Annotated in this window: 11 protein-coding genes; 9 read left to right on the forward strand and 2 right to left on the reverse strand. The window is 70.5% G+C overall.

Annotated features, from left to right (window positions below):
• Window positions 1–8 precede the first annotated feature (8 nt).
• The 6 genes from C3K08_RS03315 to C3K08_RS03340 all read left to right on the forward strand — a co-directional run bounded on the left by C3K08_RS03315 (window position 9) and on the right by C3K08_RS03340 (window position 7,253).
• Window positions 9–884: a hypothetical protein gene (locus C3K08_RS03315; protein ID WP_104990024.1), complete on the forward strand. Its 876-nt coding sequence runs from the start codon at window positions 9–11 to the stop codon at window positions 882–884.
• Window positions 881–1,159: a hypothetical protein gene (locus C3K08_RS03320; protein WP_104990025.1), complete on the forward strand. Its 279-nt coding sequence runs from the start codon at window positions 881–883 to the stop codon at window positions 1,157–1,159. Before C3K08_RS03315 ends, C3K08_RS03320 begins: the two co-directional genes overlap by 4 nt.
• A 17-nt stretch (window positions 1,160–1,176) precedes the next feature.
• On the forward strand, window positions 1,177–2,259 hold the full coding sequence (locus C3K08_RS03325; RefSeq protein WP_104990026.1) for a hypothetical protein: 1,083 nt from the start codon (window positions 1,177–1,179) through the stop codon (window positions 2,257–2,259).
• Window positions 2,260–2,494: 235 nt separating this feature from the next.
• Window positions 2,495–4,843, forward strand: a complete 2,349-nt coding sequence (locus C3K08_RS03330; protein WP_104990027.1) for a 3-hydroxyacyl-CoA dehydrogenase/enoyl-CoA hydratase family protein — start codon at window positions 2,495–2,497, stop codon at window positions 4,841–4,843.
• Between the two features lie 6 nt (window positions 4,844–4,849).
• A complete protein-coding gene (locus C3K08_RS03335; protein WP_104990028.1) occupies window positions 4,850–6,055 on the forward strand; it encodes a S9 family peptidase in 1,206 nt (401 codons plus the stop codon).
• Window positions 6,048–7,253 carry a thiolase family protein gene (locus C3K08_RS03340; RefSeq protein ID WP_104990029.1) on the forward strand — a complete coding sequence of 402 codons (1,206 nt, stop codon included), beginning with the start codon at window positions 6,048–6,050 and terminating at the stop codon, window positions 7,251–7,253. Before C3K08_RS03335 ends, C3K08_RS03340 begins: the two co-directional genes overlap by 8 nt.
• A 57-nt stretch (window positions 7,254–7,310) precedes the next feature.
• On the opposite strand, the gene C3K08_RS03345 is transcribed toward C3K08_RS03340, so the two are convergent.
• Entirely contained in the window at window positions 7,311–8,216 is a 906-nt protein-coding gene (locus tag C3K08_RS03345; RefSeq protein WP_104990030.1) for an Ig-like domain-containing protein, read from the reverse strand.
• A 98-nt stretch (window positions 8,217–8,314) separates the two neighbouring features.
• On the opposite strand from C3K08_RS03345, the gene C3K08_RS03350 reads away from it, so the two are divergent.
• Both C3K08_RS03350 and dinB read left to right on the forward strand, forming a co-directional pair.
• On the forward strand, window positions 8,315–9,523 hold the full coding sequence (locus C3K08_RS03350; protein WP_104990031.1) for a 23S rRNA (cytosine(2499)-C(5))-methyltransferase: 1,209 nt from the start codon (window positions 8,315–8,317) through the stop codon (window positions 9,521–9,523).
• A gap of 16 nt (window positions 9,524–9,539) precedes the next feature.
• Window positions 9,540–10,616, forward strand: a complete 1,077-nt coding sequence (gene dinB, locus C3K08_RS03355; protein WP_104990032.1) for a DNA polymerase IV — start codon at window positions 9,540–9,542, stop codon at window positions 10,614–10,616.
• A gap of 50 nt (window positions 10,617–10,666) precedes the next feature.
• Here dinB and ppsA read toward each other — a convergent pair whose 3' ends face one another.
• Window positions 10,667–13,036: a phosphoenolpyruvate synthase gene (gene ppsA, locus C3K08_RS03360; protein WP_104990033.1), complete on the reverse strand. Its 2,370-nt coding sequence runs from the start codon at window positions 13,034–13,036 to the stop codon at window positions 10,667–10,669.
• Between the two features lie 149 nt (window positions 13,037–13,185).
• Here ppsA and C3K08_RS03365 point away from each other — a divergent pair, with 149 nt between their 5' ends.
• Window positions 13,186–13,995 (forward strand): pyruvate, water dikinase regulatory protein, encoded by an 810-nt coding sequence (locus tag C3K08_RS03365; protein WP_104990034.1) that lies wholly within the window; start codon window positions 13,186–13,188, stop codon window positions 13,993–13,995.
• The last annotated feature ends 4 nt before the right edge of the window (window positions 13,996–13,999 follow it).

Genomic DNA, 13,999 nt, shown 5'->3' on the forward strand with positions numbered 1-13,999 from the left:
AGGAGGCCATGACGAGAAAGCAGGGGCGCGGGCGGCAGATGCACGTCTTCAAGGTGGTCAGCCGGGTCAAGGTGGAGGGCGAGCGCCGATACCCCTTCCGGGTGCTGGGGGTGCCGGAGGACGCGGACCTGGACGCGTTGGCGGCGGCCATCGTGTCGGCCTTTGGCTTCGATCTGGACCACGCCTACGGCTTTTTCGACGGCAAGAATCCCTACCGCTCACAGGTGGCCTACGAGCTGTTCCGGGACTTGGAACGCGGGGGGTCGCCCCTCGCTCCCGCCGCCCCGGACGGCCCCGGTGACCTGCCCGACGAGCTGGCCGACGAGGCCGATCTCGCGCTGACGCTGGCGCTGGACGGCGTGAGCCAGTCGGCCCTGCTGCGTGAGGCCGCCGCCTTCCTGACCCGCCGTCTGGAGGAGGAGGTGCTGCCCCGCGTGCCCGAGCGCCTGCGGGGGGCGGTGCGCGAGCGGCTCGCGGCCTTCGCCGCCGAGGCCCTCGCGCTGGAGGAGGGGGAGGAGGACGGCTCCTTCGAGGTCCTCATGCCCCCCGAGATGCGGGCCATGCTGGCGCAGCCGGACGGAATGGAGCAGGTGCTGGCGACCCTGGCCCCGGCCCGGACGATGCTGGGACAGGGCGGCCTGCCAGGGCTGGCCGGATTGGACCTCTCCCTCAGCGGCGGGCGCGAGGAGCACGGTGTGCGGGGCGTGCCCGTCACCGAACCCTTCGGGCGTCAGGAGAAGTGGACCTTCCTCTTCGACTACGGCGACGACTGGACCTTCGACGTGACCTACCAGGGCCTGCAAGAGGCCCCGCCCCGCGTGCGGCTCCCGCGCGTGCTGGAGAGTGTGGGCACCGCCCCCGAGCAGTACCCGGAGTGGGAATGACGCCCCCCCGGCCTGACACCGAACTCGCGGGCCTGCCCGACTGGCTCTATCCCCTCGGCTTCTGGGTGGCGGTCGGTCTGCTCGCGCTGGGCGTGCTCTTTCCACGCCTGGCGCCCCTCGCGGTGGGCTGGGTGGGGTTGGTGCCCGTGCTGGCGGCCGTGTGGGTGGCCGTGACCGCGTGGGGGCGGGACCGCCGCCTCAGCCTCGCGGCGCTGGCGGCGCTGGGGGGACTCGTTGTCGTGTTCGTGGTGAAAGAGTTCCTGCCGGGCGCGTAGGCCCGTTACCCTGAGCCATGACCCTTCGCGCCGCCCTCCTTGCGGGGCTGATGCTGTGTTCGCCCGCCCTGGCCCAGCGCACGCCGCAGGAATTGGCGGGGGCACTTCAGGCTGCTGCCCGTGCCGGGAATGCCCCCGCCTACCGCGCCCTGCTCGCCCCCGGCGGCACCTTCACGGTGGAGGGGGCCAACTTCGCCGCCGACCTCGCCCGGCGGCCTCCCCGCGACGTGACCTATGCGTTCCGGGACGTGCGGGTGGAGGGCACGGGGGCGACGGCCACCCTTGATCTCGTGTGGACCCGGACGCCGGGAGAGGTGCGGCGGGTCAGTCTGCCCGTGCGCCTCGTGCGGGTGGGGGAGGTCTGGCGCTACGCGGGCGAGGCGTTCACCCCGGTGAAGACTGAGACGGGCAGCCTCCTCGCCCTGAATGTGCCAGGCTTGGCGGAAAAGGCCGCCGTCCTCGCTCCCCTGCTGCCCCGTGCTGCCCGCGAGGTGCAACGGGTGCTGGGGCTGACGGTGCCGGGGGACGCCGTGGTCAAGGTCTATCCCGACGCCGAGCGCCTCAGCGCCACCGTGTACCCGTCGCTGCAACCCGTTTCCGGCTGGAACGAACCCGGCGAGGCGATCAAGCTGGTGCTGCCGGGCGGCCCCCCGGCCCAGGCCGAGGCGTCCGCGCTGCGGGTGCTGACCCATGAGTTCACCCACCTCGCCGTGGGGCTGGCGGCGGGGCCGGGGGGCGACAAGCGCATTCCCTGGTGGCTGCACGAGGGGCTGGCGAACTTCGCCGCCCGCAGCTTCACCTCCGAAGCGAGCTGGGGGGCGTGGCAGGCCCGTGCCAATGCCTACGCCCGCGCCGGGTGGGTGCCCCTCGCTGATCTGGCTGACTTTCCCGCCGTACCCGAGGACCGCTGGGACCATGCCTACCGTCAGGGCCTCGGCGCGGTGGAGTTTCTGGCCACGCGGCCGGGCGGGGACGCTCCCTGGCGGCTCGCGCAGGCCTTCGCGCAGGACGGGGATCGGGACCGGGCGGCCCGCGCCCTGGGGTTTGCCTCCTTCGCTGCGTTGGAAGCGGCGGCGCGGGCGTGGCTGGCGGCCCGTTGAGAGGCGTTCCGGTGGAACAGTTCGTTCAACCGTTCCACCCGAGCGAAGCGGGAAGGAAAAAGACGGTTGCCGGGAAGGGAGTGACCAAATCGGCGTCTTCCCGGTTCGGGAACGGATTGGACGGCAGCCGCCCAGGCCCCGGCGTTCTGTGTCATGGTCGGTGGACAAACGCCCCGGCTGACCCTAACCTTTGGACCGAGTTCAATATTTGAAGCTGCTCACCGCAGGAGGTCGCATGAAGACACAGCCTTACCGCATCCAGAAGGCCGCCGTGATCGGCGCGGGCGTGATGGGCGCCGCCATCGCCGCGCAGCTCGCCAACGCGGGGATTCCCGTCACGCTGCTCGACATCGTGCTGCCCGACAACCCCGACCGCAACTTCCTCGCCAAGCAGGGCATTCAGCGTGCCCTGAAAGCCCGCCCCGCCGCCTTCATGGACCCGGACCGCGCCGCGCTGATCACGCCGGGGAATCTCGAAGACGACCTGAAAAAGCTTAAGGACGCCGACTGGATTCTCGAAGCGATCATCGAGAAGCTCGACGCCAAGCGCGACCTGTGGGCACGGGTGGAGGGCGTTGCCAAGAAGACGGCGATCATCTCCAGCAACTCTTCCGGCATCCCCATGCACCTCCAGATCGAGGGCCGCTCGGAGGACTTCCAGCGCCGCTTTGTGGGGGCGCACTTCTTCAACCCGCCGCGCTACCTGCACCTGCTCGAAATCATTCCCACGCCCAAGACCGATCCGGCCGTGCTGGAGGCCTTCAGCGAGTTCGGGGAAGGGGTGCTGGGCAAGGGCATTGTCGTTGCCAACGACGTGCCGGGCTTTGTCGCCAACCGCATCGGCGTGTACGGCATCGTCCGCGCGATGCAGCATATGGAGCGCACTGGCCTGACCCCCGACGAGGTGGACCAGCTCACCGGCCCCGCGCTGGGCCGCGCCAAGAGTGCGACCTTCCGCACCGCCGACCTCTCGGGCCTGGACATCATCTACCACGTCGCGAACGACCTCGGGAAAGCCACGCCCGCCGACGAGGACTTCACCCTCACCGACACCTTCCGCAAGCTCGTCGAGGAGAAGAAGTTCCTGGGCGACAAGACCGGCAGCGGCTTCTACAAGAAGACCAAGGACGAGAAGGGCAAGACCAAGATTCTCTCGCTGAACCTCGACTCGCTGGAGTACGAGGACCGGGGCAAGGTCAAGGTGCCCGCCGTCGAGGCGGTCAAGAGCCAGCCCCTCGCCGCCCGCGTGAAGGCGCTGTACGGCGCCGAAGGCAAGGAAGGCGACTTCCTGCGCGGGGTGATGAACGACGGCTTCTGGTACGCGGCGAAGATGGCCGGGAATGTGTCCAACCGCCTTCAGGACATCGACAACGCGCTGAAGTGGGGCTTCGGCTGGGAGGAAGGCCCCTTCGAGACGATGGACACCATTGGGGTGCAGACGGTGATTCAGAACCTGGAAGCCGAGGGCCGCACGCTGCCGCCTCTCCTCCAGGAGATGAAGGACTCCGGCCGCGAGCGCTTCTATGAGGGCGACACGACCGTCACGCCGACGGGCGAGGCGACGCCGTACCAGGCCCCCTACTTCATCCTGACCGACCTGAAAAAGGACGCCACCAAGGTCGTCAAGAAGCGCCCCGGCGCGAGCATCGTGGACCTGGGCGACGGCGTGCTGCTGGTCGAGTGGCACGCCAAGATGAACGCGCTGGGCGAGGACCAGCTCCGCGCCGTGCAGGACGCGCACAAGCTGGTGGGGGAGCTGGGCTACGCGGGATTGGTGGTGGGCAACCAGGGCGAGAACTTCTCCGCCGGGGCGAACCTGCCGCTGATCCTCTCGCAGGCGCAGGCCGAGGAGTGGGACGAGCTGGACGACGCGATCAAGCAGTTCCAGCAGGTGACGACCTCCATGCGCTTCAGCCCGCACCCCACCGTCGCGGCCCCCTTCGGGCTGGCGCTGGGCGGCGGCTGCGAGTTCTCCATCCACGCCGACCACATCGTCGCGAGTGCCGAGACGTACATGGGGCTGGTGGAGGTGGGCGTGGGCCTGATCCCCGGCGGCGGCGGCACCAAGGAAATGCTGCTGCGCTTCACCGACCAGCTTCAGCCGAACCAGCCGCTGCTGCCCGCCGTGCAGCGGGCCTTTGAACTCATCGGCACGGCCAAGGTCAGCACCTCGGCCCTGGAGGCCCGCAAGCTCGGCTTCCTGCGCGACCACGACACCGTGGTGATGAACAAGAACCACGTCATCGAGGAAGCCAAGCGGATGGTGCTGTCCCTGGCCCCCGGCTACGTGCAGCCTACGCCCCGGCAGGACATCCCGGTGATGGGCGACGCCGCGATCGCCGCTGTCAAGCTGGCCCTCTACGGCATGACCGAAGGTGGGTACGCCACCCCCTACGACGCCGAAGTGGGCACCCAGCTTGCCCGCGTCCTTTCCGGCGGCACCGGCAACAACCGCAATGCGAAGGTGTCCGAACAGCACCTCCTCGACCTCGAGCGCGAAGCGTTCTTGACCCTGCTGGGCAAGAAGGGCACCCAGCAGCGCATCGAGCACATGCTCAAGACCGGCAAGCCGCTGAGGAACTGACCGACCGTGACCCCGCGCCCCCTGACCCGCCTGAGGGCCGTGCCTCCCCAGCGTCTGCTGGGCTGGGCCGCCCTGGCCTATGCCGGACTGCTGGCGGCGGGTGCGGTCGTGGGGTCCGAGGTCGCGCTGCGGTCCAAGACCCGGCGGGTCAAGGGCGCCTTTGTGCCCGTGCGGCGGCAGGGCGACGCCCTGTGGCTGCCCGCGCTGCCCGAGACGCTGGCCCGTGGGGTGGTCGGGGTGGTCCCGCTGCGGCCCGGTGGGGGCCACGCCCTGCTGGGGCCGGGCCGGGTGATGGGCACCCTGGTGCGGCGCGAGATTCGTGGGGAGCGCGGCTTGCGTCCCCAGGGCGCCCTCGCCTGGGTGTCCTCCTTCGTGTACAACGGCACGCCCGCTCAACTCGGCGTGGCCTACGAGGACACGGCCGTTCCCACCCCGGTGGGCGACATGCCCGCGTGGCACATCCCCCCCACCGGGGGCGAGCGCGACGGGATCGTCATCGTGATTCACGGGCACGGCGGCCAGCGCTCGCAAGCCCTGCGGATGCTCCCCGCACTGCGGCGCACCGGGACGGGTGCCCTCTTCGTCACCTTCCGCAACGCTTTCGGCGCCCCCCGCGTGGGCCGGGGCTACCACACCCTGGGCGACGAGGAGGCCGAGGACGTGCTCGCCGCGCTGGCGTGGGCGCGGGAGGCCGGGTACCGCCGGGCCGTCCTGTACGGCTTCTCGATGGGCGGCAACATCGCCCTGAGCGTGCTGCGGCCCCGGCACGAGCCGTTCCCGCTGCCCGTGACCGGGGTGATGCTCGACTGCCCCGCGCTGGAGTGGCGCGGCGTGCTGCGGGCGCAGGCCGGTCGGGCGGGCCTGCCTCCCTTTCTGGCCCGGCAGGTCGCGCGGGGGGTCGAGCGCCTGCTCGCGTGGCGCAGCGGCCAGAACCTCGACACCGTCGACCAGCTCGCTGCCGCCGGGCGCTTCAACGTGCCCATCCTCCTGTGGCACGGCACGGGCGACCGTACCATTCCGGTGGAGCAGGCCGACGCCCTCGCGGCCGCTCGCCCCGATCTCGTGGAGTACCACCGGGTGGCCGGAGCGCGGCATATCCGGGTCTGGAACCTCGATCCGGAGGGCTACGACCACGCCCTAGAACAGTTCATTCACCGGGTGCTGCCCGGTTCCCCTTCCTCCCAGCTTTCCCAAGGAGACTTCCATGCGTGACGCTGTCATCGTTTCCGCCGTCCGGACCCCCGTGGGCCGCGGCGTCAAAGGCACCCTCGCCAACACCCGCCCCGACGACCTCGCCGCCCTCGTGCTCAACGAAGCCGTCAAGCGGGCGGGCGTGGACGCCTCGGTCGTGGAGGACGTGTATCTCGGCTGCGCGATTCCCGAAGCCGAACAGGGCCTCAATGTGGCCCGCATGGCTGCCCTGCGGGCCGGAATGCCCGACACGGTCGGCGGGGTGACCATCAACCGCTTCTGCTCCAGCGGCCTCCAGACCATCGCGATGGCCGCCGCCGCCATCCAGACCGGGCAGGCGGACGTGATGCTCGCCGGGGGCGTGGAGAGCATGAGCATGGTGCCCATGACCGGGCACAATCCCAGCCCCAACCCCGACCTCGTGGACGAGCGCCCCGGCGCCTACATCGGCATGGGCCTGACCGCCGAGAACGTGGCCGCCAAGTACGGCGTGAGCCGCGAGGATCAGGACCAGTTCGCCCTGGCGAGCCACCAGAAGGCCGCCGCCGCGCAGGACTCCGGCAAGTTTGACGAGGAGATCGTGCCCGTGCCCGTCCGCGTGGACAAGGTCAAGGGCACGAAGGTCAAGTCCGAGACCATCCTCTTCGACAAAGACGAGCTGATTCGCCGCGACGCCAACCTCGCGGACATGGCGAAGGTGCGCCCCGCGTTCAAGGCGACCGGCTCGGTGAGCGCCGCCAACTCCAGCCCCTTCTCGGACGGCGCCGCCGCCGTGCTCGTCATGAGCGGCGAGAAGGCGCAGGAACTCGGCGTGAAGCCCCTGGCGAAGTTCCTCGGCTTCGCGGTGGCGGGCGTCGAACCCGAGCTGATGGGCATCGGCCCCGTCAAGGCCATTCCCAAGGTGCTCGCGCAGACCGGCCTGACCCTGGACGACATCGACCTGATCGAGCTCAACGAGGCCTTCGCCGCCCAGAGCCTCGCGGTCGCCCGTGAGCTAGGGCTGCCCCAGGACAAGATGAACGTCAACGGTGGCGCGATTGCGCTGGGGCACCCGCTGGGCTGCTCGGGCGCCAAGCTTACCACGACCGCCATCTACGAGCTGCGGCGGCGTGGCGGCGGCAAGGCGCTGATCACCATGTGCATCGGCGGCGGCATGGGCGCGGCGAGCGTGATCGAGGTGTTCCCGGCCGAAGCGGAAGGCGAGCAGGCCGCCGACTGAGGCTGAGGCATGGAAAGAGGGCGACTCCAAGCACGGAGTCGCCCTCTTCGCTGAACTTTAGCGGCGTTCGAGGAGGTTCAGGGCTTCCTGCCGGATGCCCGACACCTTCGCGGCCTGAGCCTGGAGGCTCGCCCCGCTGCGGAACTGGCGCTGAACCGCCTGAGCGGCCAGGGCGCGGGCATCAGCCTTGGCGGCCGCCTGCGCTGTCAGGTCCTCGGGGACTTCGCTGGTGACTTGCAGCAGGGCGACATAGACCGCCCGGTTGGGCTGCTGGGTCGCCCGGTCGAAGAGGGCACCCGTGCCGAAGAAGGCGGGATCGCCCTCGTAGTCCTCCAGGCGCCCATCGTCGTCACTCGCCGCGAGGTAAGGGCGAACATTTTCTGTCAGGTCGTAGGAAAAGAAGGTTTCCAGTTCGCCCACTGCGGTGATGGGTCCGAGCAGGCTGAGGCCCATCTGGGTCTGAGCCTGGTTGGTATAGGCTCCAGCCGCCACCTTGCGGCCCTCGTTCTGGGCCTCGTTGAACAGAACCATGGCCCCCTGCTGGATGATCTGCCCGGTGCTGAGGTCCGCCGCAGCCCAGCCCCAGACGCCCTGGTACAGGGTGGGCGTACGGGCGACGTTCACAGTGACCTGGGCTCCGGCCTGGCCCTGGTTGCCCGCCGCGTCGTAGGCCCGCGCACTCACATTGAGCTGGCCGTTGTCACTGCTCGTGACGGCGAAGCTGGCGGTGTACGGCAGGGTGGTGTCGGTGGCGATCAGGGTCTCGCCCCGGTAGAACTCCACCCGCGTGACGCCCACGTTGTCGCTGGCGCTGGCCGTGAGGTTGACGGTCGTGCCGCTCTGGGCACCACTGAGGCTGACGGTGGGTGCCGTGCGGTCCACGGCGGGCTGCGGAGTTCCCCCGCCGCAGGAGGCGAGCAGCAGGGCAGAACCGAGGAGAGGCAGGCAGAATTTGGTCTTCACCTCCCGAGCCTAGGGAAAAGTCCGCTCTCATGTGGCGCATTTGCGCGGAAGGTGAAATCCCCATTCCCATCACCCCCCCTGCGCTACCCTGCCCCCCGATGTCGCAGCCCCCAGTCCCCCCGCGCTCCCGCCTCCGCCTGCGTGTCTCGGCTCCCGTCGAAGCGCACCTGCGTGCCGGGCACCCCTGGCTCTACGAGGGCAGCGTGCGCGAGCAAAATCGCGAGGGCGAAGCCGGGGAACTCGCGGTGATTTATGACCGCCGCGACCGCTTTCTCGCCATCGGTCTGTACGATCCGCACTCGCCCCTGCGCCTGCGGGTGCTGCACACGGGGCTGCCCGTCACCGTGGACGAGGCGTGGTGGGCTGCCCGGCTCGACGCCGCCCTGCACCGCCGCGCGGCCCTCTTCGGCCCCGACACCGACGGCTACCGGGTGGTGAACGGCGAGTCGGACGGCTTTCCCGGTGCGGTGATCGACCGCTACGCGGACACGCTGGTGCTCAAGCTGTACACGGCAGCCTGGTTCCCCCACCTGCCGTTGCTGCTGGGCCTGCTGGAAGACCGCTTCCCCGGCTTCCGGGTGGTGCTGCGCCTCAGCCGCAACATTGAGGCGCTGGCGGAGGGGGTCGGCCTGGGAGACGGCCTGACCGTCGTGGGCACGGCCCCGGACGGCCCGGTGGTCTTCCGCGAGACGGGCCTGAAGTTCGAGGCCGATGTGGTCAAGGGCCAGAAGACCGGATTTTTCCTCGACCAGCGCGAAAACCGCCGCCGGGTGGAGGCGCTGAGCCGGGGGCGGCGGGTGCTCAACGCCTTCTCGTTCTCCGGGGGCTTCTCGCTGTACGCGGCCAGGGGCGGCGCGAGCGAGGTCGTCAGCCTTGACCTCAGCGCCCACGCGCTGGCGAGTGCGGGGCGGAACTTCGCCCTCAATCCCGGTCTGGGCGCGGCGCACGAGATGGTGCAGGCCGACGTGTTCGAGTGGCTCTCGCAGACCCGGCGCGAGTTCGACCTGACTATCCTCGACCCGCCCTCGCTGGCACGGCGGGAGGCCGAGCGGGCGGGGGCGATTCGGGCTTACGGCAAACTCGCCGCCGATGGCCTGCGCCGCCTCGCACCGGGCGGGGTGCTGGTCAGCGCGTCGTGCTCCGCGCACGTCAGCGCCGAGGAGTTCTGGGAGGCGGTGCGGGGCGCGGCCCGGCGCAGTGGCCGCCGCTGGCGCGAGCTGCGGACCAGCCGTCACGCGCCCGACCACCACGCCTCCTTCCCGGAGGCCGAGTACCTCAAGGCGATCTACCTGCAACTCGAACCCTGAGCCTAGACTTGGCGGCGTGGGAGAGCCGCCGCGCAAGATCATCCACGTGGACATGGACGCCTTCTACGCGTCCGTGGAGCAGCGCGACGATCCCCGGCTGCGCGGCCAGCCTGTCGCGGTGGCCTGGGGCAGCAAACGCAGCGTGGTCCTGACGGCGAGCTACGAGGCGCGGCCCTTCGGCGTCCGCAGCGCCATGCCGCTGTACCGGGCGCTGGAGCGCTGTCCAGGGCTGGTCGTCGTGGAGCCGAGGTTCGAGGCCTACCGCGAGGTGAGCGCCCAGGTCCGCGAGGTGTTCCGGGGCTACACCCCCCTCGTCGAGCCGCTCTCGCTGGACGAGGCCTACCTCGACGTGACCGCGCCGCTGCGGGGTGGGCCGAGTGCCACCCGCATCGCGCAGGGCATCCGCGCGGAGATTCGCGCAGCGACCGGCCTGACCGCCACGGCGGGCGTCAGCGTGAACAAGTTCCTCGCCAAGCTCGCGAGCGGGATGAACAAGCCCGACGGCCTGACCGTGCTGCTGCCCGCGCAGGCGAACGCGCTGCTGGCCTCGCTGCCCACCGCCGCCTTTCACGGGATCGGCCCGGCGACCGCCGCCAAACTCGCCGCGCACGGCATCCACACCGGTGCCGACCTGCGGCGCACGCCGCCCGCCCACCTTGCCGCGTGGTTTGGTCGGGTGGGGGAACACTTCGCCCGCATCGCGCGGGGCGAGGACGACCGCCCGGTCGAGCCAGGCCGCGCCCCGGTGTCGGTCGGCACCGAGGAAACCTACGCGGACGACCTGCGCGGGGTAGAGGCGGTCCGCGCCGCCCTGCCGCCCCTCGCGCGAGCGGTCGAGGAACGGCTGACGCGGGCGGGCCTCGCCGGGCGGGTCGTGGTGCTGAAGCTCAAGCTCGACGACCGATCGGTGGTGACCCGCCGGGTGACGCTGCCCCATCCGGTGCGCGACGAGGCGACCCTCACGCGCACCGCCGCCCGCCTCGTGACCGCCGAGCTGATGGGCGAGAAGGGCGTGCGGCTCGTCGGCATCACCGCCTCCGGGCTGGGGCCACCCTCCGAGCCGCCACCGACGCTGTTCGGGGAGCCTGGATAGGGAAGAGGACGGCCCGCCGACCGTCCCCGCCCCCGTTCAAGCTGGAGGGTTCAGGCCCGCGCCGCCTCCGGCTCGCCCGCCAGCGAAAGCCAGGTGGACAGCACCGAGTCGGGATTCAGGCTCACCGAGTCGATGCCCTGATCCATCAACCACTGCGCGAGCGCGGGGTGGTCGCTCGGTCCCTGCCCGCAGATGCCGATGTACTTCCCGGCCCGCTTCGCCGCCGAGATCGCCTGACTCATCAGCACGAGCACCGCCTCGTTCTGCTCGTCGAACAGGTCGGCCACCAGCCCGGAGTCGCGGTCGAGCGCCAGCGTGAGCTGGGTCAGGTCGTTCGACCCGATGGAGAAGCCGTCGAAGTGTTCGAGGAACTGGTCGGCCAGGATCGCGTTGGAGGGAATCTCGCACATCATGATGACCTTCAGGCCATTCTCGCCCCGGCGCAGGCCATTGCGCTCCAAGACCTCGATCACGGCCTGCGCTTCGCCCACCGTGCGGACGAAGGGAATCATGACCTGCACGTTCGTCAGGCCCATGCCGCCCCGCACCTCGCGGATCGCCTCGCACTCCAGCGCGAAGGCGGCGGCGAAGTCGGGCGAGCGGTAGCGGGAGGCGCCCCGGAAGCCGATCATCGGGTTCTCTTCCTGCGGCTCGTAGGCGGGGCCGCCGATCAGGTGCGCGTACTCGTTGCTCTTGAAGTCCGAGAGGCGCACGATCACCGGCTTGGGCGCGAAGGCTGCCGCGATGCTCGCCACGCCCTCGGCCAGCTTCTCGCGGAAGAAGTCGCGTGGCGAGGCGTACCCGGCGGTCTTCTCCTCGATCTGCGCCCGCACGTCGTCCGGCACGTTCGGGTAGTCCAGCAGGGCGCGGGGGTGAATCCCGATCACGTTGGAGATCACGAACTCGACGCGGGCCAGCCCCACACCCTCGTTCGGCAGCGCCGCGAAGGAGAAGGCACGGTCGGGCGAGGCCACGTTCATCATGATCTTCATACCAACTTCCGGCATCGCGTCCAGCTCAACGCGGTTGACGCGGAAGGGGAGCTTTCCGTCGTACACGAAGCCGGTGTCGCCCTCCGCGCAACTGACTGTCACGGCCTGCCCGCTGCGGAGTTCACGGGTGGCATTGCCGGTGCCCACGACCGCCGGAATCCCCAGCTCACGCGCGATGATCGCCGCGTGGCAGGTACGCCCGCCCCGGTTGGTCACGATGGCCGACGCCCGCTTCATCACCGGTTCCCAGTCGGGGTCGGTCATGTCGGCGACCAGCACGTCGCCGTCCTGCACCTGGTCCATCTCGGCGGGATCGCGCACCACCCGCACCGTCCCCGCGCCAATGCGGTTGCCCACCGCGCGGCCTTCGACCAGCACCTCACCTTTGCCTTGCAGCTCGAAGCGTTCCAGCGTGCGCCCGGCGCGGCTCTGCACCGTCTCGGGCCGGGCCTGGAGGATGTAAATGAGCCCGTCGCGTCCGTCCTTGCCCCACTCGATGTCCATCGGGCGCCCGTAGTGCTCCTCGATGGTCACGCACTGGCGGGCGAGTTCGGTGAGGTCGTCGTCGCTGAGGCAGAAGCGGCGCTGCTCGGCTTCGGGCACGTCCACCGACGCAACGCCGCCGCCCTCGGCATAGATCATCTTGCGGGCCTTACTGCCCAGGGTGCGGCGCAGCACCGCCCGCTTGCCAGCCTTCAGCGCGGGCTTGTACACGAAGTATTCGTCGGGGTTCACGGCCCCCTGCACGACGAGTTCGCCCAGCCCATACGCCGCCGTCACCAGCACCGCGTCCCGGTAGCCGCTCTCGGTGTCCAGGGTAAAGGCCACCCCCGACACGCCGAGGTCGGTCCGCACCATCCGCTGCACCCCTGCCGAGAGCGCCACGTCCGCGTGCTCGAAGTTGTGGTGAACGCGGTAAGAGATTGCCCGGTCGTTGTAGAGGGAAGCGAAGACGAGCCGGACGTGGTGCAGCACCGAGTCGATGCCCCGCACGTTCAGGAAGGTCTCCTGCTGCCCCGCGAAGGAGGCTTCGGGCAGGTCTTCCGCCGTCGCGCTCGACCGCACGGCCACGTCAGGGTCCACGCCCCCGGACTCCTGGGCGAGCTGCGCGTAGCCGTCCCGAATGGCCGTTTCCAACTCGGCGGGCAGTTCGCCGCCCTCCACCCAGCCGCGAATCTCGCGCCCGGCGTCCGCGAGGGCCACCACGTCGTTCACGTCGAGGGCCGCGAGGCGGGTGTTGATGCGTTCCTCAATCCCGTTCTGGGTCAGGAACGCGCGGAAGGCGTCGGCGGTCGTGGCGAAGCCGCCGGGCACCCGTACCCCAGCCCCGGCGAGGCCCTGGATCATCTCGCCGATGGAGGCGTTCTTGCCGCCCACGACCTCCACGTCGGTCATCCTTAGTGTCTGGAACCAGCGAATCATGTCCATGCGCGTTCTCCGTTGTGGTGAGGCTCCCCGGCGTGGAAGCGGCGGGGGTTGGTGTTGCGGAACCTCCCCAGCTTACCCTGCCCGCGTCCGGCGGGGCGTTCCGTCCGGGGTGACAGCGCCCCCGCCGCCCGGCGTGTCACCCTGCCCCCATGACCCCGTCCCGCACCGTCCTGATCGTCTCCGACCACACCGGACTGACCGCCGAGACCACCGCGCGGGCGCTGCTGGCGCACTTTCCGGGGCAGCCGCTGCGCTACTTGCAGCGCCCCTTCGTCGCCACGGTCGAGGCGGCGCGGGGCGTCGCGCGGGAGGTCTCGGCGCTGGCGGGGCGGGGCGAGCGGCCCCTGATCTTTACCACCGTCACCGACGCCGCCGTGCTGCGCGAGCTGGAGGGGGCGCCCGCCCACCTCTTCGACCTGCTCGGTCCCGGCCTCACGGCGCTGGAGGCCGAGTTCGGGATGCCCGCCGCCCGCAGCGTGGGCCGCTACCACGACATGCACGACCAGACCGGCTACCTCGCCCGGATGGACGCCCTCGACTTCGCCCTCGCCACCGACGACGGGGTGGGCGACAAGCAGTACGGCCTCTCGGACGTGATTCTGGTCGGCGTCTCGCGGGCCGGAAAGACGCCCACCAGCCTCTTTCTGGCCCTCCAGCACGGGGTCCGCGCGAGCAACTACCCGCTGGCGGAAGACGACTTCGAGCGCGAGTCGCTGCCCATTCCGCTGGAGGGCCACCGCACCAAGCTGCACGGCCTGACCATCGACCCCCGCCGCCTGCACGCCATCCGCACCCAGCGCCGCGCCGGAAGCCGCTACGCCAGCCTTGAACAGTGCGAGCACGAGGTTCGGCGGGCCGAGCGCCTCTTTCAGCGGGCCGGGATTCCGGTGCGCGACACCACCTCCGCCAGCGTGGAGGAGATCGCGGCGGGGATTCTGGCGCAGATTCGGCGGGGGTAGGGGG

Source organism: Deinococcus sp. NW-56 (genome assembly GCF_002953415.1).
GTDB lineage: Bacteria > Deinococcota > Deinococci > Deinococcales > Deinococcaceae > Deinococcus.